Below are 24,224 nucleotides of genomic sequence, written 5' to 3' on the forward strand. Positions count from 1 at the left end.
AAGCTATCATGGCAATTGCTGTCCATCCGTTTTCAGATGTCTCTTTTTGTTCATGATATTTCATCGGATTATAAATGTTAGATGGACCAAGGACCCCGCATTGGTTGGTGAATTAAACGGTTTGCCGCATCATCATCAATAAATTGCTCATTTTGAGAATCGTATTTCAATGAGCGGTTGAGACGAAGGGCTGCCAATCCCATGTTGACCAATGTACAGGAGCGGTGTCCATTTATTTCATTGAGGGCAAATTTTTCGCGTGTCCGGACAGACTCCAAAAAGTCTGTAATCTGTGGAGCAGGCTCAGGATACTGTGCCAATTTTCTTTCCAAATCTGGAATGTCGGACGCAAATCCTTTGTACAGTTTGCCTTTAGGTCCTTCGATGTATGCTGCTTTTTCATCTTTAGCCTCGCCATCCAAAATGATCTGACAGCCATCGGCATAAGTGAAAGTAATACGTCTCCAGGTACCAACGGCATCTGGATGTTGTTGCGGAGCATCGACATCTACACTCACAGGGCTTTCATTGTCCTTACCTAGGAAATATTGTACCGGGTCCATATAATGCTGACCCATATCACCTAATCCGCCACCGTCATAATCCCAATATCCTCTAAAAGTAGTGTGTACACGGTGTTTGTTATAGGGCTTATACGGTGCTGGGCCCAACCAAAAGTCATAGTCCAATTCAGCGGGAACTTGTTCCTCAGGTAGATTTTCTTTTCCAACCCAATAGAATTTCCAGTCAAATCCTGTATGTTTACTTATCGTCACTTTTAATGGCCAACCCAACATGCCTGTATCCACCAGTTTTTTGATTTTACTGACAGGAACATTCATTCCATAAAAATCATCTTTGAAGCGGAACCATGTATTTAAACGGAACATATTTCCGTGCTGTGCTATTGCTTCTTTGACTTTTTTACCTTCACCGATGGTCCGTGTCATTGGTTTTTCACACCAGATATCTTTTCCTGCTTTAGCGGCTTCGATGGACATAAGGCCATGCCAGTGTGGTGGAGTGGCAATGTGGACAATGTCTACTTCAGGAGATTTGATTAATTCTCTGAAATCGTGGTATTCTTTTACACCGCCCCCCAACTCACTTTGCGCAGCCGCAAGATGACTTTTGTCAACGTCACAAATGGCAACTGTTTTTGTCCCGGCATAGCCGAAATGTCCGCGGCCCATATTTCCGACGCCAATTACTCCTTTAGTTAGATGATCACTCGGAGCAAGATAGCCTTGGCCTCCAAGTACAAAGCGTGGTACAATAGAAAATGCTGCGGCACCTACCACTGATTTTTTAATGAAATCACGCCTTGATGAATTCTGTTCTTTCATGTTGGTTGGATTAGTTGTTTTATAATTGATCCTTTTAGGCTGTTAAAATAACTGCAATTGGATATTGAACCTAAAAATAGATAAAAAACTGTTAAATATAAACTGATAACTAAAATTTTACGTATTGTTTCTTCTTGTTTTATGAAAAAATAATAAAAGACTGCTCCTAAAATTATTTCTTTCATATATAGACTTCGATTTTTCTGTTAGGAAGTAATATTTAGTTACAGAATTGTTACATGTACGATCTTCCCAACTTGACTACTATATGCAACATATAATCAATCACACCAATAGCTAGCTATTCTGAATCTTGCTGATTGTATTTATTTTTAATAGAATAGAGCGATCTATATGTGGGTATTTACCCATGGGTTCTTGTCCCGGTGATTTTTTGACAATAAAGAGTTGTTTGACACTGCTGCCCTGCTAATCACTCAATCGTTTTCGTAAAACGAGCTTGCTTATACTTAAAGAATCAGGCATCTTTATGGGGTCTTCAAAAGAAGCGAACCGATATGATGAGACCAAAAATACTATTGACTATTATTTGTGCGCTGATCCTACCAGCAATCGGACTCGCGCAGTTTAAAGTTGCGCCGCTCGGAAATACGATATATGAAGGCGTATTTACCGGTAATGGTCTATTGGGAACGATGACTTACCTGTCCGGTAAAAAATCTGTGCGTATTGATGTCGGGCGGACGGATGTCTACGATCATCGTGCAAATTCGGAAGACAAGTTGTTCGATAAAGCCCGTCTGCCATTGGGGTACTTTGACCTGGATCTGGGAAGTGCAATCCTCCAAAGTAGGGGGGATATCTATCTGAAGGAGGCTTATGCTGTGGCAACTGTCTTGACGGATCAGGGAAAGATCAAAGTGAGAACGACAACACTTTCTAATGATAATATTATCTTATTAGAGGTATTAAAACAAGATTTTCGGGGAAAGTACTCGCTCAATTGGGTTGCTGATTCGGCAATCAGTCCTCGCATGAAATTTTCCTATACCCAAAAACCGAAGAAGTATCTTGCCAATCCTGCTGGAAAGAATGGACGACAAGGCCACATAAAATACTATGAACAAGCCTTAACAGCGGGCGGCGGGTATACAACAGCTTATCTAACTCGATCGACGAAAGATACGGATACCTATGTGATTACAGTGGGTTATAGTCAAAAATCAACGGATTTTACCCAACAAACGTTAGCGTATCTTAAAAAATATCGTGTAGAGGAAATAAATACAGATTTGAAAGAACATCGTCAATGGTGGGCGAGCTATTTTAAGGCCTCTACACTTGAATTGCCTGATTCAATCTACCAAGGCTTTTACGATATGCAATTGTACAAGCTGGCAAGCGCAACCCGATCGGGCAACCCGGCTATGGATCTGCAGGGGCCGTGGACAAGTCCCACTCCCTGGCCAGCTTATTGGCTCAATCTAAATATGCAGCTTGCATATTCACCGACATTTAAAGCAAATCATCTGGATATCGCCAATTCCTTGATTCAAATGATTGACCAAAACAAAGATAATCTGCGTCTCAATGCTCCGAAACCCTATCGTTACAACAGCATCGCCGTGGGGCGTTCTTCAGCAGCAGATTTATGGAGCCCCGTTCTGTTGCAAAAAGGTGTCTCGTTAGAACAGGCATCCGACGGGGAGAAGGAACTTGGTAACCTGGTATGGTTACTTCATAGTTACTACCAGTATTATCGGGCAACAATGTCAAAAGATGTTTATGACCGTTTATTTCCGCTTTTGAAAGAAGCTGTCAACTATTATTTGCATTTATTGGAAAAGGACCAAACCGGAAAATACTATATCGCCGTTAAAACCTACTCCCCTGAATATCCGAAAGGATTTGCCTATAATACAAATTATGACCTATCAATCCTAAGATGGGGTCTGAAGACTCTTCTGGAATTGGATAGTGAGCGAGGTGGCAAGGATTCACTTCATGCTGTATGGGATGATGTAATGAAACACCTGATCGAATATCCACAAAACAGTGATGGCTTTATGATTGCCAGAGATGTAGCTTATGATGAATCGCACCGACATTATTCTCATCTGATGATGATCTATCCTTTTTATGATGTAAACTGGGATCAAAAGGAAAACAGGGCGCTCATTGAAAAATCTATCGCACATTGGCAGAGTAAAAAACAATTGCTTCAGGGTTATTCTTTCTCAGGGGCTGCCTCCATGTACGCTATGATGGGGCGCGGCGATGCTGCTCTTGCCTCGTTGGATATTTTGCTGAACAAGTATATTAAACCGAATACCTTATATGCTGAAAGCGGTCCAGTGATCGAAACTCCCTTAGCAGCCATGGCAACTATTCAAGAGCTATGTTTGCAATATTGGAATGGGGTATTGCGGATATTTCCGGCTGTTCCCAGCAAATGGAAGGATATTTCGTTCAGTAATTTTTTGGCAGATGGTGGCAACTTGATTTCAGCTCAACGTAAAAACGGAAAGACAATAGCTGTAGAAATTACAAGTCAATATGGAGGGGTATTGAAAGTCAAACTGGATATGGTGGCGCCAATTGTTAAAATACATGGAAAGGGTAGTTACACAGAGGAAGCAGATGGTCTAATGATGTTGGTTTTAAACAAAGGAACTAAGGTCTCCATCAATGCGCGTAAATAATAAAGTTACGCACAGCAATATTAAAAATGATAACGAATAAAAGGGAATAAAAAATAATGAAACTTAAAAAGCAAATTTTTATGATTTTATGGGCTGCAATGGGGACGTGTACCCTGGCTCAGGCTCAAACGGCAAAACTGAAACTGTCGAATGATTTTGTACAACAGCAGCTTGACGCAGCCGCCAGACAGATTAAAGTTTTGGATAAGGAAACCCCAGCGGATAAGTTTCCGAAAACATTTGAAAATGGCAAGGAGGTTTTTTCGTCATCAAGCTGGTGGTGTTCGGGATTCTATCCAGGAACTTTATTTTATCTATATGAAGGAACCAAAGATCAGGACCTATTAAAGAAAGCGGAGGCTAAATTAACCTATCTGGAAAAGGAAAAGAATAACAAAGGGACGCATGATCTGGGCTTTATGTTATTCTGTAGCTTTGGAAACGCCCTTCGGTTGACTGGGAACACGCAACAATATAAGCCGGTTTTAACAACTGGGGCCAATTCATTGGCATCACGTTATAGTCAAAAGACAAAAACCATCCGTTCATGGGATCACGGCTCTTGGGATTACCCTGTTATTATAGACAATATGATGAACCTGGAATTTTTGACTCAGGTATCCAGAATAACAGGGGATAAAAAATACTATGATATTGCGGTCACCCATGCTGAAACTACATTAAAAAACCATTTCCGGAAAGATTATAGTTCTTACCATGTGATCGACTACGATAAGAATACCGGCAAAGTACGATCCAAAAAGACACATCAAGGTGCATTTGACGAGTCAGCCTGGTCCCGGGGACAGGGTTGGGCCCTATACGGTTATACGATGATGTACCGTGAAACCAAGAAAAAAGAGTTTTTAAAGCAGGCTCAGCAGATAGCGAAATATATTCTTGATAATCCAAATTTACCATCCGATCTGATTCCTTACTGGGACTTTGATAAGGATAAGATTGCAGCGTCTGATAAAATGTATCCGAATAAAGATCTAAGGGACGTTTCTGCTGCTGCGTTGTATGCTTCGGCCTTACTGGAGCTTTCGCAATATACTAAAGGCAGTGAGTCGGCACTTTACCTCGACAAGGGCGAGACAATAATTAAAAATCTATCGCAAGCACCTTATTTGGCTGCTTATGGCCAAAATGGTGGCTATATTCTTCAGCATAGTGTAGGGGCGCTTCCTTTAAATTCGGAGGTTGATGTACCATTGACCTATGCGGACTACTATTATGTAGAAGCATTGGTGCGTTATAAAAGGCTCTTGGATGGCCAACCCATAATTAAAGAAATCGCTAAATAAATTCAATAAAGATTTAAGGTCATATTAACAGGGGAAGTCTAGTTCGGACGCCCCTGTTTTTTTATTCGCGTTGCCCTAGGCTCTTTTCGGCTAGTGAATGTAATAGTGCCCTTATAGGCGCAATTGGTTTGCCCAATTTTGTTCATCCCTTTATTTTAGGGTTCGGTATTTTAGTTATCTTCGCGAGAATCGGCTAGCTGTTCCGAAGGGTTATACCCAAATTGTTTCTTGAACTCCCTGCTAAAATACTTTCGTTCAGAAAATCCAACAGCATAGGCGACTTCACTGACATTCATTGAGGACTTTAACAACTCCTTAGCTTTATTAAGCCGGTACATCTTGACATAGTTATTGATAGATAGGCTGGATATTGCGCGCAGCTTTCGGTAAATAATAGGTGTACTCATTCCCATTTTTCGGGAGATAAAATTCACATCAAAGTCATCCGATTGCATATTATCTTCGATCAGTTGATCCAGCGTTGCAATAAATTGGGCGTCTAGTTCATTGTCGAAATCTGTTTTTTTAACCTGAAATTCCCTACTCTTTTTATGACTGATCGCGATGAGGTTCTGTACGGATAGGAACAGTAGTCTATTGTCAAAAGGTTTTGTTAAATAGATGTTAGCTCCATATTGCAGAGCCTGTGTCTGAGAGTCACTGTCTGTCACTGCCGTCAGTAAGATAACAGGAATATGACTAGTTGTTATGTTTGTCTTTACTGCTTGACATAATTGCACCCCATTCATATAAGGCATCATCAGATCGGATAGAATCAGATCTGGTATATATTCTTGTGCTTTTGATAGGGCATCTTCTCCATTGAGAGCCGTGATGATGTTATAACTCTCCTGAAACAAATGGACGATGGTGTCGAGGAGCTCTTTATTGTCTTCTACAATGAGAAGAGTTTGTTGCAAAGATCTATCCAAGACAGCCGGTTCTGAAAAATTGGATTCATCAATTACGGTTACTGGGGAATCAGTAGGAGAGGATATGTGGGTTTTCGAGTGCTTTGGTAAGCGTAGGCTGAACACCGTCCATTCTTCTTTTTCATCTTCTAGCGTAAAGCAACGGATTTCACCCTGATGCTGTAGGACAATCTGTTTGGTTAAGGCTAACCCGATACCAGTACCTATACTGTCGCTTGCTTGTTCTTCCCGATAATATTCCTCAAAGATCTTGAATTGATTATCTGTGGCAATGCCGATCCCGTTATCAACAATGTTGATAATGACGCTGTCTCCGTTCTCCAGCAGTTCAAGATAAACTGTGCCATATTCAGGAGTGTATTTGATGGCATTTGACAATAGATTGAACATGACTTTGTCAAATTGAACAGCGTCTACAGACTGTAAACCTACTGCATCCAATTGTCGGATATAATAATTGATATGTTTATGCTGTGCAAGATCATTGAGGAGATAGAATGTATCTTCAATATATTCCCTGAAAGGGATATCGTTCCGTTTCAAGATAAAGTGTTTGTCATCAAATTTTTTGAAATCAAGCAGTTCGTTAACAACCCCCAATAGCTTAGCCGCATTCTTTTTAATCCGTTTTATTTTCGATTGAGTAGAGGATAAGTTGGCAGTTTCGCTGATGATTTCATCCAATGGCGCAGTGATCAGTGTTAATGGTGTACGTATCTCGTGCGAAATCTGTGTGAAGAATTTAATTTTCTTTTCCTGTTCCCGTTCTGAATTGATCAGCATTTGGCGTTCAACGACAAATTGAATAACAAAGTGCACTCCCAATGTAAAGATCCCTGCGTATAACAGGTAAGCCCACCAGGTTCTCCAGATAGGTGGTTTTATATCGATGTGTATTTGCAGCGGCGTGCTGCTCCAGATACCATCGTTATTGCTGGCATATACTGTAAGTGTATGTTGTCCTTCAGGTATATTGGTATACCTGACACTCGGGGTGCTCGTTTCTATCCAATCTTTATCAAAACCTTCTAGTTTATAGCGATATCTATTTTTCTGGGGCTTGATAAAATTGGAGCTTGAAAAATTAACGGTGATAAAATTCTCGTCATAACGCAATTGCAACTGATAATCATTGGGCTTATCACTTTTCTGAATACGGCCATAGTTTAAGGGAGTATCTTCAAGAAATATATTTCTAAAAAGCACACTTGGTTTTTTCTGATTGAAAGTGATTCTGCGGGTGTCGATCGAAACCAAACCGTTCAATGTTGTCACGAATAAAACACCAGCTTTGCTGCTATAAACCTTAGCTCCTTGCATATTTTTAACGGGAAGATCGTCGTACTGATTGAGAACAGTATGAAACTTTGTCGCTGGATCGAAGAAAATTAGCCCATTTTTGCTGCTGATCCAAAAATGTTTGTCGATTATAATAGGCCAGCCTAGCGTGTTATTGTGAAAATGAGCCAGCGGTCTGCTATCGCCCCAACGATACAATCCCGTTGCAGTTGTAAACCAGATATCACCATCAGGGTGGACATAAAATCCTTGAATGGATAATTTTGGATCGGTAAAAAGTCGAATCACTTTTGTCGCGGGATCTTGTTTGTAAATCTTCCCTCCTAATAGAAAATAAACACAATTCTTGTTATCCGCTTGGATATCCGTTAATGTAGTAGAAAGCTCTTTGATGGGATATGCGGGTTTCCCGGGAGGTACAATATATAAACCTGCATTTGTGCCCAGGTAAAGATAATTGTCTATTCCGGCGTAGATGCTATAGATATTATTTTTTAAATGAAGGGGATTCTTGTCCAATAGGAAATGGCGCGCAGTTTTGGTCGTTACATCAATGATGGAGTAGCCACCGCCATGTTGCGCCGCATAGAGGAGGTTGTTGCGTATGGACAGATCCTTGACCAGATTGGACCGTGATAGTTGAGGTAGGGACTGTATTGTTCCTGTCTTTTTATCCAAAAAATTTATTCCCTCCTCCTCGGTTCCAATCCAATAAGCATCTTGAGACTCTGCAAAACTACCAACAATATCACTATTTAGCCTGTTTTGAGACGAACCCCGACTTGAATATACATGCAGGGGAACCATGTTCGGATAAATAGCGTTGATCCCTCCAAAATAAGTGCCTAACCAAATAATTTGCTGATCGTCAACAAATATATCATAAATGGAATTTTGGCTTAACGAATGCGGCACCAAAGTGTTGTGTTTGTAATTAGTAAAAGTTGTACTACCCGTAAAAACAGAAAGTCCCTTTAGTGTGCCCAGCAACAAGGTGTTATTAGGGCCTTTATTGATTTTTCGAATATTATTACTCAAAAGGTTGCTGTTGGCCTCGTGAATATGCTGCCAGTGCTTGTTCGATAGTCGATATTGAAGTAAGCCCTGCAGTTTTGTTCCTATCCATAATAGGCCATTTTGATAATACAAAGAGCTGACAATACCCTGATCTTTTAGTGGTAATGAGATACGCTCGATGCGTATTATTTTATTCTCTTTGAGTGTACAGAATTCAATACCGCTATCGCTGGCAATTGCATATGTTGTCGAATCAATAGCTATAATAGCTTGGACATGGCTGCGGGTCAGGATCGGTTGTATGCTGTAGGAATTTCCTAAAGGTGTGACAAGATAAAGTCCCTTATTGCCACAGAGGATCGTCCGTTCATCTTGAACATAAATATCATGAATCACTAAAGGGGAAGTAAATGGTTTGTTTCGTTGGTAGACAGGTTTTCTTTTGTCGATATTAAAAATGAAGATCTTCGTTGCGGTTGCGATAAAAAGATCATTCCTTGCATTGATATTAATCTTATTGATGTAATCTACATTTTTGAAAATTGAATCAGAAACTAAGACATTCGTCACATTTCTGGAGTCGTATATAAATAGGTTGCTTCCCCCGCCAAACCAGAGTTTTCCCTGTCTATCCTGAGCAATTGTCAGTACCGCCTGTTTGTCCAGGACATTATCCTGTGTCAGTGTTTCAAAACTGAAGCTCTGGGCGAAACAGGACAAAAATGGACAAAGTAGCCATACAATAATGACCATGTTTTGGATCTGTTTTACTGGAAAATTCATAGATAAATAGGGTTTACAACATCAAATTTAAGATTTTACCCCTTAATATTTATAAAAATCACCCTACTAAATAGTTGTTCTTGCTCAATTTTGACATAGTTAAGTAACCATTTTTAATTATAAAACCAATTTCCTAAGTATGGCTAAGTTTTACGCAATTGGATTGTCCGCGATGACTTTGTTTTCTGTAGGTGCAGTTCATGCCCAGCAGAAAATAAATGTAACGGGACAAATCAAAGACAGTCAGGGAACACCATTATCAGGTGTTACAATTCGAGAGAAAGGAGGGACGATCTCGACCTCTACAAATGCATCGGGAACCTATTCCTTGTCCGTTAACCCTAATGCTACGCTAGTAATCTCTTATGTGGGCTATCAAAACCAAGAGATAGTGTTAAACAATCGCAAAATAGTTAATGTCACGATGGAGAGTGGCAATTCGGCACTTGATGAAGTTGTTGTTGTAGGGTATGGAACTCAGAAAAAGGCAAATTTGACGAGTTCAGTTTCTACCATAGATCAGAAAGTGTTAGACTCTCGTCCAATATCCAATGTGATGTCTGCAATGCAAGGAGCTGCGCCTGGATTAGTTGTGACTCGTTCAGGTGGACAACCCGGTGCCGAGGGCTTTTCAGTTAATATTCGTGGAGATCTATCTACGGGTTCATCTAACCCATTGGTACTTATTGACGGTGTTCCCGGTTCTTTGACCTATACCAATCCAGACGATATTGCAAGTATTTCTATTCTTAAAGATGCCTCGGCAACGGCCATATATGGATCTAGGGGAGCAGCGGGTGTTGTTCTTGTGACGACAAAATCTGGTCAGGGAAAATTGAAGGTAAACTATCAGGGGATGTGGACGGCGAAAAAGATGGGACTTTTTCCTGAGCGGATTAATAGCTGGGAGGAGGCTGAGATGCAGAACCTCGCTCGTATAAACGCTGGTCAATCTCCAGATTGGTCAGCAGAGTTAATTGCTCTGATGAAGGATCCTAATCAATATTATAGAATTAACCCAACGAACCCCACTGCCTATCAATATTTTGGCAATTATAATTATCCGGAGATTTTATTGAAAGATAAATCAACACGTTTAAATCAAAATCTATCTATTTCAGGTAGTACAGAAAAGGATAATTACTTGTTCTCATTGGGTTATATCACGGATAAAGGAATTTTTAGATTTGGACCAGATGACTATAAACGTTTGAATGGACGTTTTAATTATCATCGGGAACTTTCCAAGATGTTTAGCTTGGACTCTAAAATATTATACAGTAGATCGGAGAGGAACTCAAGTGTTTTAGGAGCCAGTAATGATTATGGTTTGATTTATAATATTGTTTCTTCAAGGAGTATTAGTCCTATATATCTTCCAGAAAGTGGTGATACAAAATATGCCGCCGGAAGTGCTGCTGGAGAAACTGTTGGGTTATTAAAGGATGGCGGACGTAACAATAATGTCATCCAAGAAATTGGCGGAAGTTTTGAGCTTGGGGCAAAAGATATTTTTACGGAGGGTTTAAAGCTACGCCTGTTGTATAGTCCTAGAATTGTGATGGAGAATGATAATAATACCAGAATCCCAGTTCCAATGTATAATGTAAATGGACGAACTGGATGGGCAGGGGGAATTAATCTTAATTCAATCATCAAGGGGCGTTCTCAAACATTAACGAACAATTGGCAAGCTGTAGGTGAGTATAATCGAACGTTTAATGAAAAGCACGAGGTGTTAGTACGTGGAGGATATCGTTATGATGATTATCGTTACGATTATATTGGTGCGTCAGCATCGAATCTCCCTACGGATGATGTATTGGCTTTAAGTCAATTTGGGGATAAAAATAACACTAGTGTTGGAGACAATATACAAACCAATACATTGATTTCTTTCTTTGGTACCGCACAATACGTTTTTGACCAGAAGTATATTATTCAGGGAACGTTAAATCGGGAAGGAAGCTCACGTTTATCACCAGCCAACCGCTGGATTACTTTACCTGGCGTCTCAGCAGGCTGGCGTATAAACAATGAATCGTGGTTTGGCAATGCTTCCAAAATTTTTAATGAATTAAAATTGCGTGCAGCTTGGGGTAAACAGGCAAATGATCCTAATAGCGATAATCCACGGGCCAATAATTACGATTATATAAATGCGCTATCCAAGGGAGATGCATATCCGTTTAATAATGTACGTAATACTTACTATTGGATTGGAAGTGCCGCTTCACCGCTAAGAACCTGGGAGAAAGTTACAAATACCGATGTTGGATTGGATTTCGCGATGTTCAATAGAAAACTTGATGGATCATTCTCTTATTTTTGGCGTGAAACCAAAGGAACATATGGGGTCATAACGCAGCCTGGTGTATTTGGTATTGGCAGCCCTAGTTCGAATATTGGCGATTTCAAATCTTGGGGCTGGGAGCTTAGCTTAAATTGGCGTGATAAAATCGGTGAGGATTTTAATTATACTATTGGAGCTAACTTATCAGATAATAACAACAAGGTTGTTAAATTTTTAAATAGAACCAGCCTAAGTGGCGGTCTCGTTTCTCTTTTAGAAGGATATTCTAAAAATTCAATTTTTGGATACCGTACGGATGGTTACTTCCAAAATGCTGATGAGATAAAAAATAATCAGGTTAATCATCAAAACCCGAATTTGGGGCCTGGAGATATTCGCTATGTTGATGTAAATGGTGATGGAATTATTTCCTCTGGTAAAGGTAATTTAGAGGATCCAGGTGATTTAGTATACCTCGGTACTCAGAATCCAAGATATTCTTTTGGATTGAACCTAGGTTTTAATTATAAAGGATTTGATTTTAGTGCATTTATTCAAGGTGTTGGGAAAAGAGAGTTTTTACTGCCTTCCGTTTTGACCCTTCCTTATGTTGAAAGCTGGCGACAGGCCTGGGCCATCCATAAAGATTACTGGACGCCAGAAAATCCAAATGCAATGTTCCCAAGACCAGTCATGGGAGGTGGAAGTAATACAAGAATTTCGGATAAATGGGTAGTCAATGGAGCTTACGCACGCATGAAAAATATCCAACTGGGGTATACCTTACCAAAGGAATTGACGACAAGAGCGAAAATAGAACGTCTAAGGGTCTTTTTCTCCGGCGAAGATCTATTTGAATTTAAAAAATCATGGAATCCTTATTATGACCCTGAAACGCCAAATGGACAGGCATTCGGATATCCATTTTTCCGTTCATTCACATTAGGGATAAATGTTACGTTTTAAAACCAGGGAAATTATGAAAATCGAAATAAATAAATCAAAAACCATCATAAAGAGAGCGGCAAAATTGGGAGTCCTAATTGCGTCGGCCAATATTCTATTTTCGTCATGTATGAAGGATTTAGATAATAAGATAGATGAGACTAGGGTGACAGATGCGTCTTTTTGGAAAACCGAACAGCACTTGTTGATGGGTGTAAATTATCTTTATACCTTCTTGCCAGGAATTGGCGAAAATAGCGCCGCAAATTGGACTGATGACTCTCGTTCTACAGGTAACAATTCAATCAGCGATGGATCTCGCTTGGTGCCTAATAGTAGCGGGGATTATACAAATAATTATCAGCTAATCCGCGCAGTAAATACTGTCTTAGAAAAGGCAGAAAAGATGTCGCTAGATGCGGCTGTTATAACGAAATATAGCGCTGAAGCACGTTTTTTTAGAGCTTATGCTTATGGAGAATTGCTCAAGAGATTTGGGGGAATGCCGATCATAACCCGGACATTAAATCTGAATGATGAATTACTGCAAGCGCCAAGAGGAACACGTGACGAAGTTGTCAATCTGATTTATAGCGACCTGGATTACGCGATCCAAAATTTGCCTGAAGCAAGTGCGACAAAATCCACTGATTACGGGCGGATCAATAAGAGTGTTGCTCAGGCGCTTAAGGTTAGACTTGCGCTTTTTGAAGGGACTTTTGAAAAGTATCATCAGTTTGGAGATGCAAAAAAGCACCTGACATTAGCGAAAAATACGGCCAACGATATTATTTCAACAGGCTATTTTAAGCTTTTTACTTATGGAGCTGACCCGGCAAAGAGTTATTATTATCTTTTTCAAAAAGAAGGGAATGGTTATGCAAATAAGGAAGTCATATTACCCCGTTTATATGGTAAAGATATGACGGATAGAATATCAACGCACAATTATAGCAGGAATATAGAACAAGGTGCGATTACTCCCACGCGTTATTTAGTAGACGCTTATTTATATATCGATGGTCTACCTAGAGATGGGGCAAATAGATCTCCTTATTATAAACCTAGTGTAGGCACCTTAACGGAATTTGAAAATAAGGATCCTCGTTTGGCAATGACTGTTTTTAAAACCGGAGATACTTATATCAATGGCTCTAAATACCAGCCTATGTTTTCATTTACACAAACTGGCTATAAAACCTTCAAATATTTTAATGATACGGATTGGGTGAACCAAGCGAGCTTTAATGAACATAAAATTATTCGATATCCTGAGGTGTTGTTGTCATATGCAGAAGCAGTTTATGAACTAGATGGAAATATTTCAGATGCTGACCTGAATAAATCGTTGAATATCGTTCGAGAGCGTGCTGGAATGCCAAAATTGACAAATGCTTTTGCTTTAGATCATCAATTGAATGTATTAGAAGAAATTAGAAGAGAGCGTAGAGTCGAATTTGCAATGGAAGGTGAACACCGCTATTGGGACATTATCCGTTGGAAAATTGCAGAAAAGGTATTGCCATTACCTACGTTAGGCATTCAGTTTTTCAAAAGCGAATATGCGGAACAACCTGTTGTGAGTCTTACGCCTGAAGGATATGTAATCGCACAAACAGCAGCGACGAGAAAATTTGATCCCGCTCGCGATTATCTCTGGCCGCTTCCTATCTCAGAATTGTCCTTAAATCCGAATTTGGTACAGAATCCTAAATGGCAATAAGATTTGATTTGTAACAAATTTACGGATCAATCGCTCGCGCAATCGTTTGCCAGAGCGATTGATTCTTTTTAGCTTGTTTTTCTGTATTAAAATAAAGATTTTTAATGTTTTGTGTGTGTTTGTTGAGCACATATTTACTTATAAACCATTATCGATGAAGAGAAGATCCGTATTGAAATTATTAGGTGGCGTTGGGATTGGTGCACTGACACCATTGTTGCCGATGGACGTGAAGGCAAATGTCTTACATAAAGAAAGTATAAGTTATACCGGAAATGATCGCGCTTATTGGGTTTCAATATTAAATAAGATGGCCGCGCCCATATTGAATAATATCAGCAAGCAGCAATGGCGCAAAAATATGCCGATGGAAGTAAGTCCTACTTTTGATAGCAGAGATCCAGGGGTGGGTTACCTAGAGGCTTTTGGTCGATTGCTGGCAGGAATGTCGCCTTGGTTGGCATTACCCGATGACAGTTCAGAAGAGGGGAAACTTCGTAAAAAATTACGTGATCAAGCTTTATTGGGTATAAAATATGGTGTGGATCCAAAATCCCCGGATTACTTTACATGGCGGGGACCTTCATCGCAAACGCTGGTAGATGCAGCGCATTTAGCTTTGGCGTTTCTGAGAGCACCCAAAGCGCTATGGGAACCATTGGATCAGGTAACCAAAAAAAGGGTTATCGAAGAATTCAAACTATTGCGTAAGATCAAACCGAATGAAAGTAATTGGTTACTTTTTGCTGCAATGACCGAAACTTTCTTATATAGTGCTGGCGAGGAATGCGCGCGTGAGAAAATAGATTATGCGGTCAATAAATTTGATCAGGAATGGTATGTTGGCGATGGTTGGTATAGTGATGGGGCACGTTTTAGCTTTGACCATTACAATGGTTATGTAATACATTGCATGCAAGTGGAATCACTACGTCATAATATCCCCGCTGGTGAGAAATACAAAGAAATGTATGAACGTGCCTATAAACGCATGCAGCGCTATGCACATCATCTGGAACGGATGATATCGCCTGAAGGGCATTATGTGGTTGTGGGACGTTCCTCTACTTATAAAAATGCCGCATTTCAGCCTTTGGCAACTGTAGCTTTAGAAAATAAATTACCTGACGATATTTCAAAGGGTCAGGTAAGAGCAGCATTGACTGCGGTACTCCGGCACATCTACATCGACAAAACGTTTGCTCCTTCTGGATGGCTTCGTATGGGTGTCGTTGGAGATCAACAGTCTAATTTGGCCGATTACTATACCAATGCCGGATCAATGTATGTGGCTTCACTGTCGTTCCTCCCGTTGGGATTACCTGCTACAGATGAGTTCTGGACCTGTGCTCCACAAAAATGGACTTCGCAGAAATGCTGGAATGCGGAAGAGTTTCCCAAAGATTATTACGTCAGTTACTAATCCCTTGTTTTATTCATAATCTAAATACTAAAAAATTCAATACGCAAGTCTCAATACTAAATAGATAACAGATAGAATTTAAAAAAAAAAGAGATACTAGGTAGGTCTTAGACGTGTATAAGTAAAATCTTGATACTCATATCTCAATACTCAATACTAATATGAAGCTACAACACTATATTTCAGGAGCATTAATGATCGGGCTTGGTCTACAGGCAATCTCATGTTCCAGTCAGAAGAATTTAACAACAGCCGAATTGGGACTTAACAAGGAATTTGTCCAAACCAATCTTGAAGACGCACATAAACAGATTACCTATCTGGCCGCCTCCATAAAGGAGTCGGATATTCCCACAACGTATAAAGATGGAAAATATGTCAATTGGGGTTCTAGTTGGTGGTGTTCCGGATTTTATCCAGGTACAGTGCTCTATCTTTATGAATATACAAAAGACGAGAAGTTGTTGGATGAGGCAAAGCGGAAACTAAATCATTTAGAAAAAGAGAAGAACAATAAAGGAACACATGATCTTGGGTTTATGCTATATTGCAGTTTTGGTAATGCATTGCGGTTGACAGGTGATTCTACAGCTTACAAAGAAGTGCTAAGTACTGGTGCGGCTTCATTGGCAACACGTTTTCACGAAGCTCCGAAAACCATCCGCTCATGGGACGGTGGTAAGAATTGGGACGGGCAACCGTGGACATATCCTGTTATTATCGATAATATGATGAACCTGGAATTTCTGACCGAAGTATCCAAAATGACGGGGGACAAAAGGTTTCGGGATATTGCTATCCAGCACGCGAATACGACCATGGTCAATCATTATCGAAAAGATTACAGTTCTTATCATGTGGTGGATTATAATCCGGATAATGGAAGCATAATCGCGAGAAAAACAGCGCAAGGAGCATTCGATGAGTCTGCTTGGGCAAGAGGACAAGCTTGGGGATTATATGGCTATACCATGATGTACCGAGAAACCGGTGAAAAGAAATATCTGGAACAAGCGCGGAACATCGCTAAGTTTTACCTTAATCATCCCAATCTTCCAGAGGATCTGATTCCGTATTGGGATATGGACCAAAATAAACTGACCAAGGAAAGTAAGTATTATAATCAAAAGGATCTGCGAGATGTTTCTACTGCTGCGGTCACTGCTTCTGCATTGTTGGAATTGGCGCAATATACACAGAGCAGTGAAAGTCAGTTGTACATTTCCAAAGCTGAGCAGATGTTAAAGTCGCTTTCTTCGAAACCTTACAAGGCAGATTACAAAGAAGCTGGGGGTTACATATTGAAACATAGTGTTGGTTCTATTCCGCATAAAACGGAGGTAGATGTGCCATTGACTTATGCCGATTATTATTACGTAGAGGCATTGATCAGATATGACCGAATGCTCAATGGCGAAAAAGTGATCAAGCAATAGGGGCATTATCTATGGGTAACGGAAACTAGTTCCATTTTAAAAAAAGTAATTCCAGTACTATGAACTATAAAAAATTAGTCATTATCATATTATTAGTGCCAAAGGTATTATTTGCTCAAAAGAAAGAGGAAAATAATGGTCTACATCAGCGGGCATATTTGGTAAAAACGCTTACCAAAATTGCTGATCCTGTATTAATGGCATTGAGCAAAGGTGAATTAGTTAAAACAATGCCGATCGAATCGCGTAACAATCTGGATCGGACAGGTTGTACTTATTTGGAAGCATTTGGCAGATTAATGGCTGGAATGGCTCCTTGGCTTGAACTTGGGCCGGATAATACAGCCGAAGGTAAATTGAGAAAGAAATATATTGATTTATCCATTACCTGTATAAAAAACGCAACGGATCCCAATAATCCAGATTATATGAATTTTAGAAAGCATCCCAAAACACAAAGTCAAGCGTTGGTGGATGCTGCATTTTTAGCGCAGGCACTCTTAAGATCTCCAAATCAACTCTGGGGTAAATTAGATGATCAGACCAAGAAAAATGTGATCAGTGCATTTAACCTGACCCGCGAAATGAATGCCTATGGCAATAACTGGGTGTTATTTAGCTCCGAAATCGAAGCCTTTTTCTTAAAATATGATAAAGTTGTCGATAAAAGCCGATTGGATAGAGCCGTCGACCTAATGGTTTCCTGGTATAAAGGCGATGGAATATACGGTGACGGTCCTAACTTTCATTATGATTATTACAATAGCTTTGTGATACATCCGATGCTTTTAGAAACCAGTCTGGAACTGAAGAATGCTAATTTGGATACAGCAAACCTCTATCCGATATTCCTAGATCGCGCCAGAAGATACGCAACCATACAAGAACGTTTAATTTCTCCAGAAGGAACTTATCCACCAATAGGACGTTCTTTGAGTTACCGCTTCGGCGCTTTTCAGCTGCTGTCGAAAATTGCGTATATGCACGAATTAGAAAAAGGGATCGAACCGGCTCAAGTGCGATGTGCGCTTTATACGGTAATAAAAAGACAGATTGAAATGCCGGGAACTTTTAATAGCTCCGGCTGGTTAAATATTGGCTTTGCTGGCCATCAACCAGAAGTGGGCGAAACCTATGTTTCTACCGGAAGTGAATATTTATGCTCAGAAGCCTTTATTATTCTGGGCTTACCGCCAAACGATCCGCTGTGGACTGCCCCTGATGCAAGTTGGACAGCTAAAAAGGCATGGAATGGTGAAACAATGATTATAGATCATACGTTGACTCCGGATATTATTGGTGCAGATGTTTACAAAGCACGGAAGAAATAACGAACACAATAAAAATGAAAAAAAGCTATGTGTTAGTTCTGATCGTAATGTTATTGGGCGCTGTGCATGGAAATGCTCAAAATAAGGTGTTAAAACCTCGGTTGGATATTCTTAAAATAATAGATAGTAGCCTGAAAAATGCGACGGAACAATATAAGGTTCTGATAAAAAATGTGGAGCCAGACAAATTTCCTGAAACATTTACAAAAGGATATGTAAAGCAAAAGGCTCCTAACGGGTGGGTAACGGGATTTTATCCAGGTACATTGCTTTATCTATATGAAGCAACGAAAGATACGGTGATGTACAATGCCGCCTTGCAAAAACTCCCCCTGCTGGAGAAGCAAAAATACATCTCCTCACATGATATTGGTTTTATGATTAATTGCAGTTTTGGGAATGCCTACACGATTGATCCTAAAACAGAGTATAAAGAAACCATTATTACGAGTGCGCAAACATTAGCTAGTCGTTTAAATCCGACGGTCGGTTGTATCCGATCATGGGATTCACAGAAAGATTTTCTCGTTATTATTGATAATATGATGAATTTGGAATTGCTGACACTAGCTAGTAAGCTATCTGGTGATTCCAGTTATAAAAAAACTGCCATAACCCACGCAGAGACAACATTAAAGAATCATTTCCGTCCAGATTATAGTTCTTATCATTTGGTTGTTTATGATCCGCTCACTGGTGCAGTAATAAGAAAGAAGACTGTTCAAGGAGCTGATGATGAGACGGCCTGGGCGCGTGGGCAAGCATGGGCACTATACGGTTACACTATGATGTACCGTGAGATAGGAGACCAAAGATATTTGGAGCAAGCTAAAGGTATTGCAAAATTTATTTTAGACAATCCCAATTTACCTAAGGACAAAGTTCCTTACTGGGATTTTAGCGCTCCAGATATCCCAAATGCGTTGAGAGATGCATCTGCGGGCGCTTTATATGCTTCCGCACTAATTGAGCTTGCGGGTTTTGTTGATACGAAAAGTGCGAAAGAATATATCCATGTAGCCGAAACAATTATTAAAACATTATCGGGACCAGAATACACTGCGGCTATTGGTAATAATGGAGGATTCTTATTGAAACATGGGGTCGGTAGTTTACCCGATAACAGTTTTGTAGATGAGCCATTGGCCTATGCCGATTACTATTATGTCGAGGCCATGCTCCGTTATAAAAACCTTGGGAAAGGAAAAGATCATTGATATTGCTATTCAAACAGGGTGAGAAAATAATCCTGGGAGAGTTGGAACGACCATTACATATATTTTCATTGGGATAAGCGATTGATTCAGCTTATCCTGTTAGTAAAAACATGAAAGGAGGTTGCCTATGGTGTATTGAAAGCGGAGGTTTATTTTTTGATACGCTGTAAAAAGCTTATCGTTCATTCAATTATTTATAAACAATTTTAAATTATGTTAAAAAAATCTTTTATAGTAGAATTTATGCTATTGATCAGCGTTAGCTTATTGGTTCAAGCGCGAGATCATGGAACCACAAATCTTGTTAAGGGTTCGAAAGCAGCAAATAAAACTTTAACGACTCATCTCTCCAACAAAAAGGTAGCAGGTAAGAGTACAGCGAACCTTAGCGATACTTTTGAGTTTTATGTCTGGAATTTTACTAGTTCACCTATTTATTTAACTTTTAGCCCCAATTTTTCTGGTGGTTCAACTCAATATGTTACTGTTCCTGCAAATACGCGGGGATATACGGTTAATCTGCAAAGGGGAAGCCATTATATCTATGCAAGCTGCCCATACGGACTATCTATGCGATATATGATGAGTTGTGGTTATTCTGGATCAGGACAGTACTATACTTTTGAAAATGTCGTTTTGTCTGATACCCAAGGATGTACTTCTTTGGATATAGAAAACGAATAATCAATAGCATTGTATTTTGAAAAAGTCTGCATGCATAATGTAGTGAACCCCAAAAGTTGGACAAAAACTTTTGGGGTTCACTACATTTTGAGACAGGCTCTTTTATAAAATTTAGGATCAATTCGGCCCCAATGAATTGCTGTCTTTTAAGGGCTGATTCAGCCTCAGTACTAGTTTGCCTGTTCTCTGGCTATTGCCTGCTCCATTATTTATTCGTGCCACAAATTCATTTATAACTGGTTTGATTCTTTTAACAGACAAATAGAGGAGAAGTTTACTTCAAGGATTGTACTTATTATAAATTAACAGATATAAAACAGGGTAATAATAGGGAGATTATACGCTTTTATCCGAATGAGGTCCGGAGCAGGTCCGAATGAGGTCCCTATAAAGTCCCTATTAAATATAGGTAAGATCCCTAGTTGATCCCTTGTCTTATACTTAAAGGCAGTCGATAAGATTTTGCCGACCTTAACTATCTTGGCCTATGTGTTGTTACATTCTATAATTCATTGGGATGGTGATTTTTGTTTTCGTTGCTTATTTTTTGTCCCTACCATTTAGTTCAAACATATGGAATAACTCGTACCTTTATCCCTATGACCGATATTCAGAAAAGATTCGACCGTATTCTTGCTATTTATATGCATTTGCAGGCGAAACCTGTGGTGACAGCCGCTGCGCTGGCGGAGAAATATGAGGTAAGCTTGCGGACAATTTATCGCGATATCCGATCGCTGATGCAGGCAGGAATACCGATTTATGGGGAAGCGGGAAATGGCTATTCCTTAGTCGAAGGTTATAAGATGCCGCCATTGCAATTTAGCCGCGAGGAGGCCCTAAGTTTTGTCGCTGCGGAGAAATTGGTCGAAAAGTATACCGACAAGAATCTTGCTCATCATTTTGCAACTGCAATGCTTAAAATGAAGGCTATTTTAAGAGGGAATGAAAAGGAACATGTCGCCTTGCTGGGGGATAATTTTCTGGTGCGGGGCCAAAGGCATCAGTTCAATGAAAAATTAACCCATGGAACCAATACGCTTATTGAGAGTATCGCAGCAAAAAAATGTGTAGAAATCTACTATTCCAAGCCGTCAGACAAAAGCCCAGAAAAACGCGAAATCGAAGCTGTCGGCATTTTTGTGGAAAGTAAGTTCTGGTATGTACTCGCATTTTGTAAACTCCGGAAAGATTATAGGCAGTTTCGTCTGGACCGGATCAGCAATATCCGTATACTCGATGAGGGTTTTGGAAAAGAACATCCTGAACTTTCATTTTTCCTGAATAAGAAACATGAGCTGCCAACAACGAAGGTCGTGGTGCAGGTAGACAAGGAGATGGCGCGCTATATGGAATGGGATCGCCATTACTTCGGATTTCAAAAAGAGGTGGTGACCGATGATTATGTCGAAATGCATTTCGAAAGCATTCATGTTGAGGGCGGGTTTGCCCGTTGGTATCTGATGTTTGCGGATAAAGGAAAGATTATAGAGCCCGAATCATTGAAAGGTACCGTGAAGCAATTGCTTGCTGCAGCGATCGAACAGGTTTAATCTGGGGATAGGAGCCTTGGGTCTCCCCATCATGAGATTAAAAAATACTTGCCCGGTATCTGAGTTGAACCCGAACAAGTATCTTTATATTATATAAATTTTACGATGCCAGTGATAATAATGCGGCGGTCTCCAATATTATATCGTACGTCTTCGACTAGTAATACTAGAATCTCAAATCTCACATCTAATATCTCTCATATAACAACTAATCCCGCTCCCAAAAGAATGGAGGTTGGATGCCCAGCAGGCGTAAATAGACAAATCCCTGTCCGCGATGATGGATTTCATTGTCGATGAAATAGAGTATACTGTGGATAATCGGTGACTTGTATTGGCCGAATAGGTTAAATTCTTCGGAGAAGCGTTCTTCCGGAATTTTGTCAAATAGCGCGCTGATCTGCGGAGTAGCTTCATCCCAGGCTTGCAACAGTTGCGCTTTGGTTGTATAGTTGAATTTCTCGTTAAGTTCACCGCTTTCGTTAGCGACAATTTCCTGTAGACCGGGAACCGCGATACCCAAAAGTTCCTGGATCATTTCGGCGAATGTCCGCATACCTTCTACTTTATAATTGAAAAGCGCTTCTTCTGGAAATTTTTCGATTGCTTGTCTTGTTAAGTTTCTGTGACCTAGCCAATGTGCTAGGAGTTCGTTCTTGGAAATGATTTCTTTTTTCATGATTATCGTATTTAACTGTATTTAATTTTAGTCTATATGATATGCCTTTATCTTGCTAAGACAATTCAAAATTAAACCAGTCTATGACAGCTGTATGGCAGTATTAAGCTGGATATATATTTTTTTATTTTTTGTGAGGGCGGTGGTAATAGGGAAAGAGCGTCTTTAAATAGGGAGATCGAAACCCGGAGCAGAATAAAATAGAAAATAAAAAAAATAATTCACTAATTATTTGACAGTTATAAAAATGTTTGTAACTTTGCAGTCCCTTAATGGGAATAGTATGTCTTGAGCGAAGCCCTACTGCTTCGAAGGACTTTTAATTAATTAATTTACAACATGTCAGGTATTATTGGAAAAAAAGTAGGAATGACGAGCCTGTTTAACGCTGAAGGGAAAAATATTCCTTGTACAGTGATTCAGGCCGGGCCGTGCGTGGTTACGCAGATACGTACGGAAGAAAAGGATGGCTACTCGGCAATTCAACTTGGTTTCGACGAAGCTAAGGAGAAAAACACGACAGCTCCTTTGAAAGGGCACTTTGCGAAAGCAAACACAACGCCTAAGCGTAAGTTGGTAGAGTTTAAAACTTTCCCGGATGCAAAACAACTTGGTGACGTAGTTGACGTTACACTTTTCGAGGAAGGCGAATTCGTAGATGTAGTCGGTACTTCAAAAGGTAAAGGTTTCCAAGGTGTAATGAAACGTCATGGATTTGGTGGTGTAGGTGGTGCGACTCACGGTCAGCACAACAGATTACGTGCTCCAGGTTCATTAGGTGCTTCATCATGGCCTTCACGCGTATTCAAAGGTATGCGCATGGCTGGTCGTACAGGTGGTGACAGAGTTAAAGTTCAAAACTTACAGGTGTTGAAAGTTTACGCTGAGCAAAACCTTATCGTTGTTAGTGGTTCCATTCCAGGAGCTAAAGGTTCTTATGTAATCGTAGACAAATAGTAGAGATGGAAGTTAAAGTTTTAAATTTATCAGGTAAAGAAACAGGTGCCAAGGTGCAACTTCCTGAGTCGGTATTTGGGTTAGAGCCTAACGATCATGCGATCTATTTGGATGTGAAACAATACTTAGCGAACCAACGCCAAGGAACTCACAAATCTAAACAACGTAATGAAATCGCGGGTTCAACTCGTAAATTACACAAACAAAAAGGTACTGGTGGTGCTCGTGCGGGTTCTATCAAATCTCCATTGTTTAATGGTGGTGGTCGTGTATTCGGTCCTCAACCTCGTGACTACTCGTTCAAATTGAACAAAAAATTGAAACAAGTAGCTCGTAAATCAGCGTTGTCTTACAAAGCAAAAGATAATAACATTGTCGTATTGGATGAAGTAAAATTCGATGCGATCAAAACTAAAAACTATGTTGCTTTGATAAATGCGTTGAACGTAGCTGATGAGAAAACCTTATTGGTATTGCCAGCTTACGATGAAATTGTTTATAAATCAAGCAGAAACTTGAAAAAAGCAAAAGTTATTGTTGCTTCTGATTTGAATACATATGATGTATTAAATGCAACAAAATTATTGTTAACAACAGATTCTGTTAAAACTTTGGAGGAAGCATTAGCTAAGTAAT

The 24,224-nt window shown here is 39.8% G+C and carries 15 protein-coding genes; 12 read left to right on the forward strand and 3 right to left on the reverse strand.

Annotation, left to right across the window (positions count from 1 at the left end; all coding sequences use genetic code 11):
- Nucleotides 1-77: 77 nt before the first annotated feature.
- Nucleotides 78-1,346 (reverse strand): Gfo/Idh/MocA family oxidoreductase, encoded by a 1,269-nt coding sequence (locus ACK8HY_RS19585; protein ID WP_416134548.1) that lies wholly within the window; start codon nt 1,344-1,346, stop codon nt 78-80.
- 518 nt (nt 1,347-1,864) lie between these two features.
- Between ACK8HY_RS19585 and ACK8HY_RS19590 the strand changes: the two genes are divergently transcribed.
- Nucleotides 1,865-4,009 carry a glycosyl hydrolase family 95 catalytic domain-containing protein gene (locus ACK8HY_RS19590; RefSeq protein ID WP_416134549.1) on the forward strand — a complete coding sequence of 715 codons (2,145 nt, stop codon included), beginning with the start codon at nt 1,865-1,867 and terminating at the stop codon, nt 4,007-4,009.
- Nucleotides 4,010-4,089: 80 nt separating this feature from the next.
- Nucleotides 4,090-5,316 (forward strand): glycoside hydrolase family 88 protein, encoded by a 1,227-nt coding sequence (locus ACK8HY_RS19595; RefSeq protein ID WP_416134550.1) that lies wholly within the window; start codon nt 4,090-4,092, stop codon nt 5,314-5,316.
- A gap of 170 nt (nt 5,317-5,486) precedes the next feature.
- Here ACK8HY_RS19595 and ACK8HY_RS19600 read toward each other — a convergent pair whose 3' ends face one another.
- The gene (locus ACK8HY_RS19600; RefSeq protein WP_416134551.1) at nt 5,487-9,347 is read right to left on the reverse strand and encodes a response regulator; all 3,861 of its coding nucleotides are present in this window, start codon (nt 9,345-9,347) and stop codon (nt 5,487-5,489) included.
- 139 nt (nt 9,348-9,486) lie between these two features.
- Here ACK8HY_RS19600 and ACK8HY_RS19605 point away from each other — a divergent pair, with 139 nt between their 5' ends.
- The 8 genes from ACK8HY_RS19605 to ACK8HY_RS19640 all read left to right on the forward strand — a co-directional run bounded on the left by ACK8HY_RS19605 (nt 9,487) and on the right by ACK8HY_RS19640 (nt 21,952).
- A complete protein-coding gene (locus tag ACK8HY_RS19605; RefSeq protein ID WP_416134552.1) occupies nt 9,487-12,606 on the forward strand; it encodes a SusC/RagA family TonB-linked outer membrane protein in 3,120 nt (1,039 codons plus the stop codon).
- A gap of 13 nt (nt 12,607-12,619) precedes the next feature.
- Nucleotides 12,620-14,308 carry a RagB/SusD family nutrient uptake outer membrane protein gene (locus ACK8HY_RS19610; RefSeq protein ID WP_416134553.1) on the forward strand — a complete coding sequence of 563 codons (1,689 nt, stop codon included), beginning with the start codon at nt 12,620-12,622 and terminating at the stop codon, nt 14,306-14,308.
- Between the two features lie 154 nt (nt 14,309-14,462).
- A complete protein-coding gene (locus ACK8HY_RS19615; RefSeq protein ID WP_416134554.1) occupies nt 14,463-15,731 on the forward strand; it encodes a DUF2264 domain-containing protein in 1,269 nt (422 codons plus the stop codon).
- 161 nt (nt 15,732-15,892) lie between these two features.
- Nucleotides 15,893-17,167 carry a glycoside hydrolase family 88 protein gene (locus ACK8HY_RS19620; RefSeq protein WP_416134555.1) on the forward strand — a complete coding sequence of 425 codons (1,275 nt, stop codon included), beginning with the start codon at nt 15,893-15,895 and terminating at the stop codon, nt 17,165-17,167.
- Nucleotides 17,168-17,226: 59 nt separating this feature from the next.
- Nucleotides 17,227-18,498: a DUF2264 domain-containing protein gene (locus tag ACK8HY_RS19625; RefSeq protein ID WP_416134556.1), complete on the forward strand. Its 1,272-nt coding sequence runs from the start codon at nt 17,227-17,229 to the stop codon at nt 18,496-18,498.
- A 14-nt stretch (nt 18,499-18,512) separates the two neighbouring features.
- Nucleotides 18,513-19,715, forward strand: a complete 1,203-nt coding sequence (locus ACK8HY_RS19630) for a glycoside hydrolase family 88 protein (protein WP_416134557.1) — start codon at nt 18,513-18,515, stop codon at nt 19,713-19,715.
- A gap of 213 nt (nt 19,716-19,928) precedes the next feature.
- The gene (locus tag ACK8HY_RS19635; RefSeq protein ID WP_416134558.1) at nt 19,929-20,399 is read left to right on the forward strand and encodes a hypothetical protein; all 471 of its coding nucleotides are present in this window, start codon (nt 19,929-19,931) and stop codon (nt 20,397-20,399) included.
- Nucleotides 20,400-20,998: 599 nt separating this feature from the next.
- Nucleotides 20,999-21,952, forward strand: a complete 954-nt coding sequence (locus tag ACK8HY_RS19640) for a helix-turn-helix transcriptional regulator (protein ID WP_077438126.1) — start codon at nt 20,999-21,001, stop codon at nt 21,950-21,952.
- A 208-nt stretch (nt 21,953-22,160) separates the two neighbouring features.
- Here ACK8HY_RS19640 and ACK8HY_RS19645 read toward each other — a convergent pair whose 3' ends face one another.
- Entirely contained in the window at nt 22,161-22,631 is a 471-nt protein-coding gene (locus tag ACK8HY_RS19645) for a DinB family protein (RefSeq protein WP_077438125.1), read from the reverse strand.
- A 339-nt stretch (nt 22,632-22,970) separates the two neighbouring features.
- On the opposite strand from ACK8HY_RS19645, the gene rplC reads away from it, so the two are divergent.
- Together rplC and rplD are read left to right on the forward strand one after the other, a co-directional pair.
- The gene (gene rplC / locus ACK8HY_RS19650) at nt 22,971-23,588 is read left to right on the forward strand and encodes a 50S ribosomal protein L3 (protein ID WP_077438124.1); all 618 of its coding nucleotides are present in this window, start codon (nt 22,971-22,973) and stop codon (nt 23,586-23,588) included.
- Nucleotides 23,589-23,593: 5 nt separating this feature from the next.
- Nucleotides 23,594-24,223 carry a 50S ribosomal protein L4 gene (gene rplD / locus ACK8HY_RS19655; RefSeq protein WP_070570413.1) on the forward strand — a complete coding sequence of 210 codons (630 nt, stop codon included), beginning with the start codon at nt 23,594-23,596 and terminating at the stop codon, nt 24,221-24,223.
- Nucleotide 24,224 lies beyond the last annotated feature (1 nt).

This window comes from Sphingobacterium sp. NGMCC 1.201703, assembly GCF_047784615.1.
GTDB lineage: Bacteria > Bacteroidota > Bacteroidia > Sphingobacteriales > Sphingobacteriaceae > Sphingobacterium.

Excerpts from the sequence above, each read along its gene's own strand:
- ACK8HY_RS19590 (WP_416134549.1), top strand. The coding sequence starts at position 1,865 with ATGATGAGACCAAAAATACTATTGACTATTATTTGTGCGCTGATCCTA.
- rplD (WP_070570413.1), top strand. The coding sequence starts at position 23,594 with ATGGAAGTTAAAGTTTTAAATTTATCAGGTAAAGAAACAGGTGCCAAG.
- ACK8HY_RS19615 (WP_416134554.1), top strand. The coding sequence starts at position 14,463 with ATGAAGAGAAGATCCGTATTGAAATTATTAGGTGGCGTTGGGATTGGT.
- ACK8HY_RS19640 (WP_077438126.1), top strand. The coding sequence starts at position 20,999 with ATGACCGATATTCAGAAAAGATTCGACCGTATTCTTGCTATTTATATG.
- ACK8HY_RS19620 (WP_416134555.1), top strand. The coding sequence starts at position 15,893 with ATGAAGCTACAACACTATATTTCAGGAGCATTAATGATCGGGCTTGGT.
- ACK8HY_RS19605 (WP_416134552.1), top strand. The coding sequence starts at position 9,487 with ATGGCTAAGTTTTACGCAATTGGATTGTCCGCGATGACTTTGTTTTCT.
- rplC (WP_077438124.1), top strand. The coding sequence starts at position 22,971 with ATGTCAGGTATTATTGGAAAAAAAGTAGGAATGACGAGCCTGTTTAAC.
- ACK8HY_RS19600 (WP_416134551.1), bottom strand. The coding sequence starts at position 9,347 with ATGAATTTTCCAGTAAAACAGATCCAAAACATGGTCATTATTGTATGG.
- ACK8HY_RS19585 (WP_416134548.1), bottom strand. The coding sequence starts at position 1,346 with ATGAAAGAACAGAATTCATCAAGGCGTGATTTCATTAAAAAATCAGTG.
- ACK8HY_RS19630 (WP_416134557.1), top strand. The coding sequence starts at position 18,513 with ATGAAAAAAAGCTATGTGTTAGTTCTGATCGTAATGTTATTGGGCGCT.
- ACK8HY_RS19635 (WP_416134558.1), top strand. The coding sequence starts at position 19,929 with ATGTTAAAAAAATCTTTTATAGTAGAATTTATGCTATTGATCAGCGTT.
- ACK8HY_RS19645 (WP_077438125.1), bottom strand. The coding sequence starts at position 22,631 with ATGAAAAAAGAAATCATTTCCAAGAACGAACTCCTAGCACATTGGCTA.
- ACK8HY_RS19610 (WP_416134553.1), top strand. The coding sequence starts at position 12,620 with ATGAAAATCGAAATAAATAAATCAAAAACCATCATAAAGAGAGCGGCA.
- ACK8HY_RS19625 (WP_416134556.1), top strand. The coding sequence starts at position 17,227 with ATGAACTATAAAAAATTAGTCATTATCATATTATTAGTGCCAAAGGTA.
- ACK8HY_RS19595 (WP_416134550.1), top strand. The coding sequence starts at position 4,090 with ATGATTTTATGGGCTGCAATGGGGACGTGTACCCTGGCTCAGGCTCAA.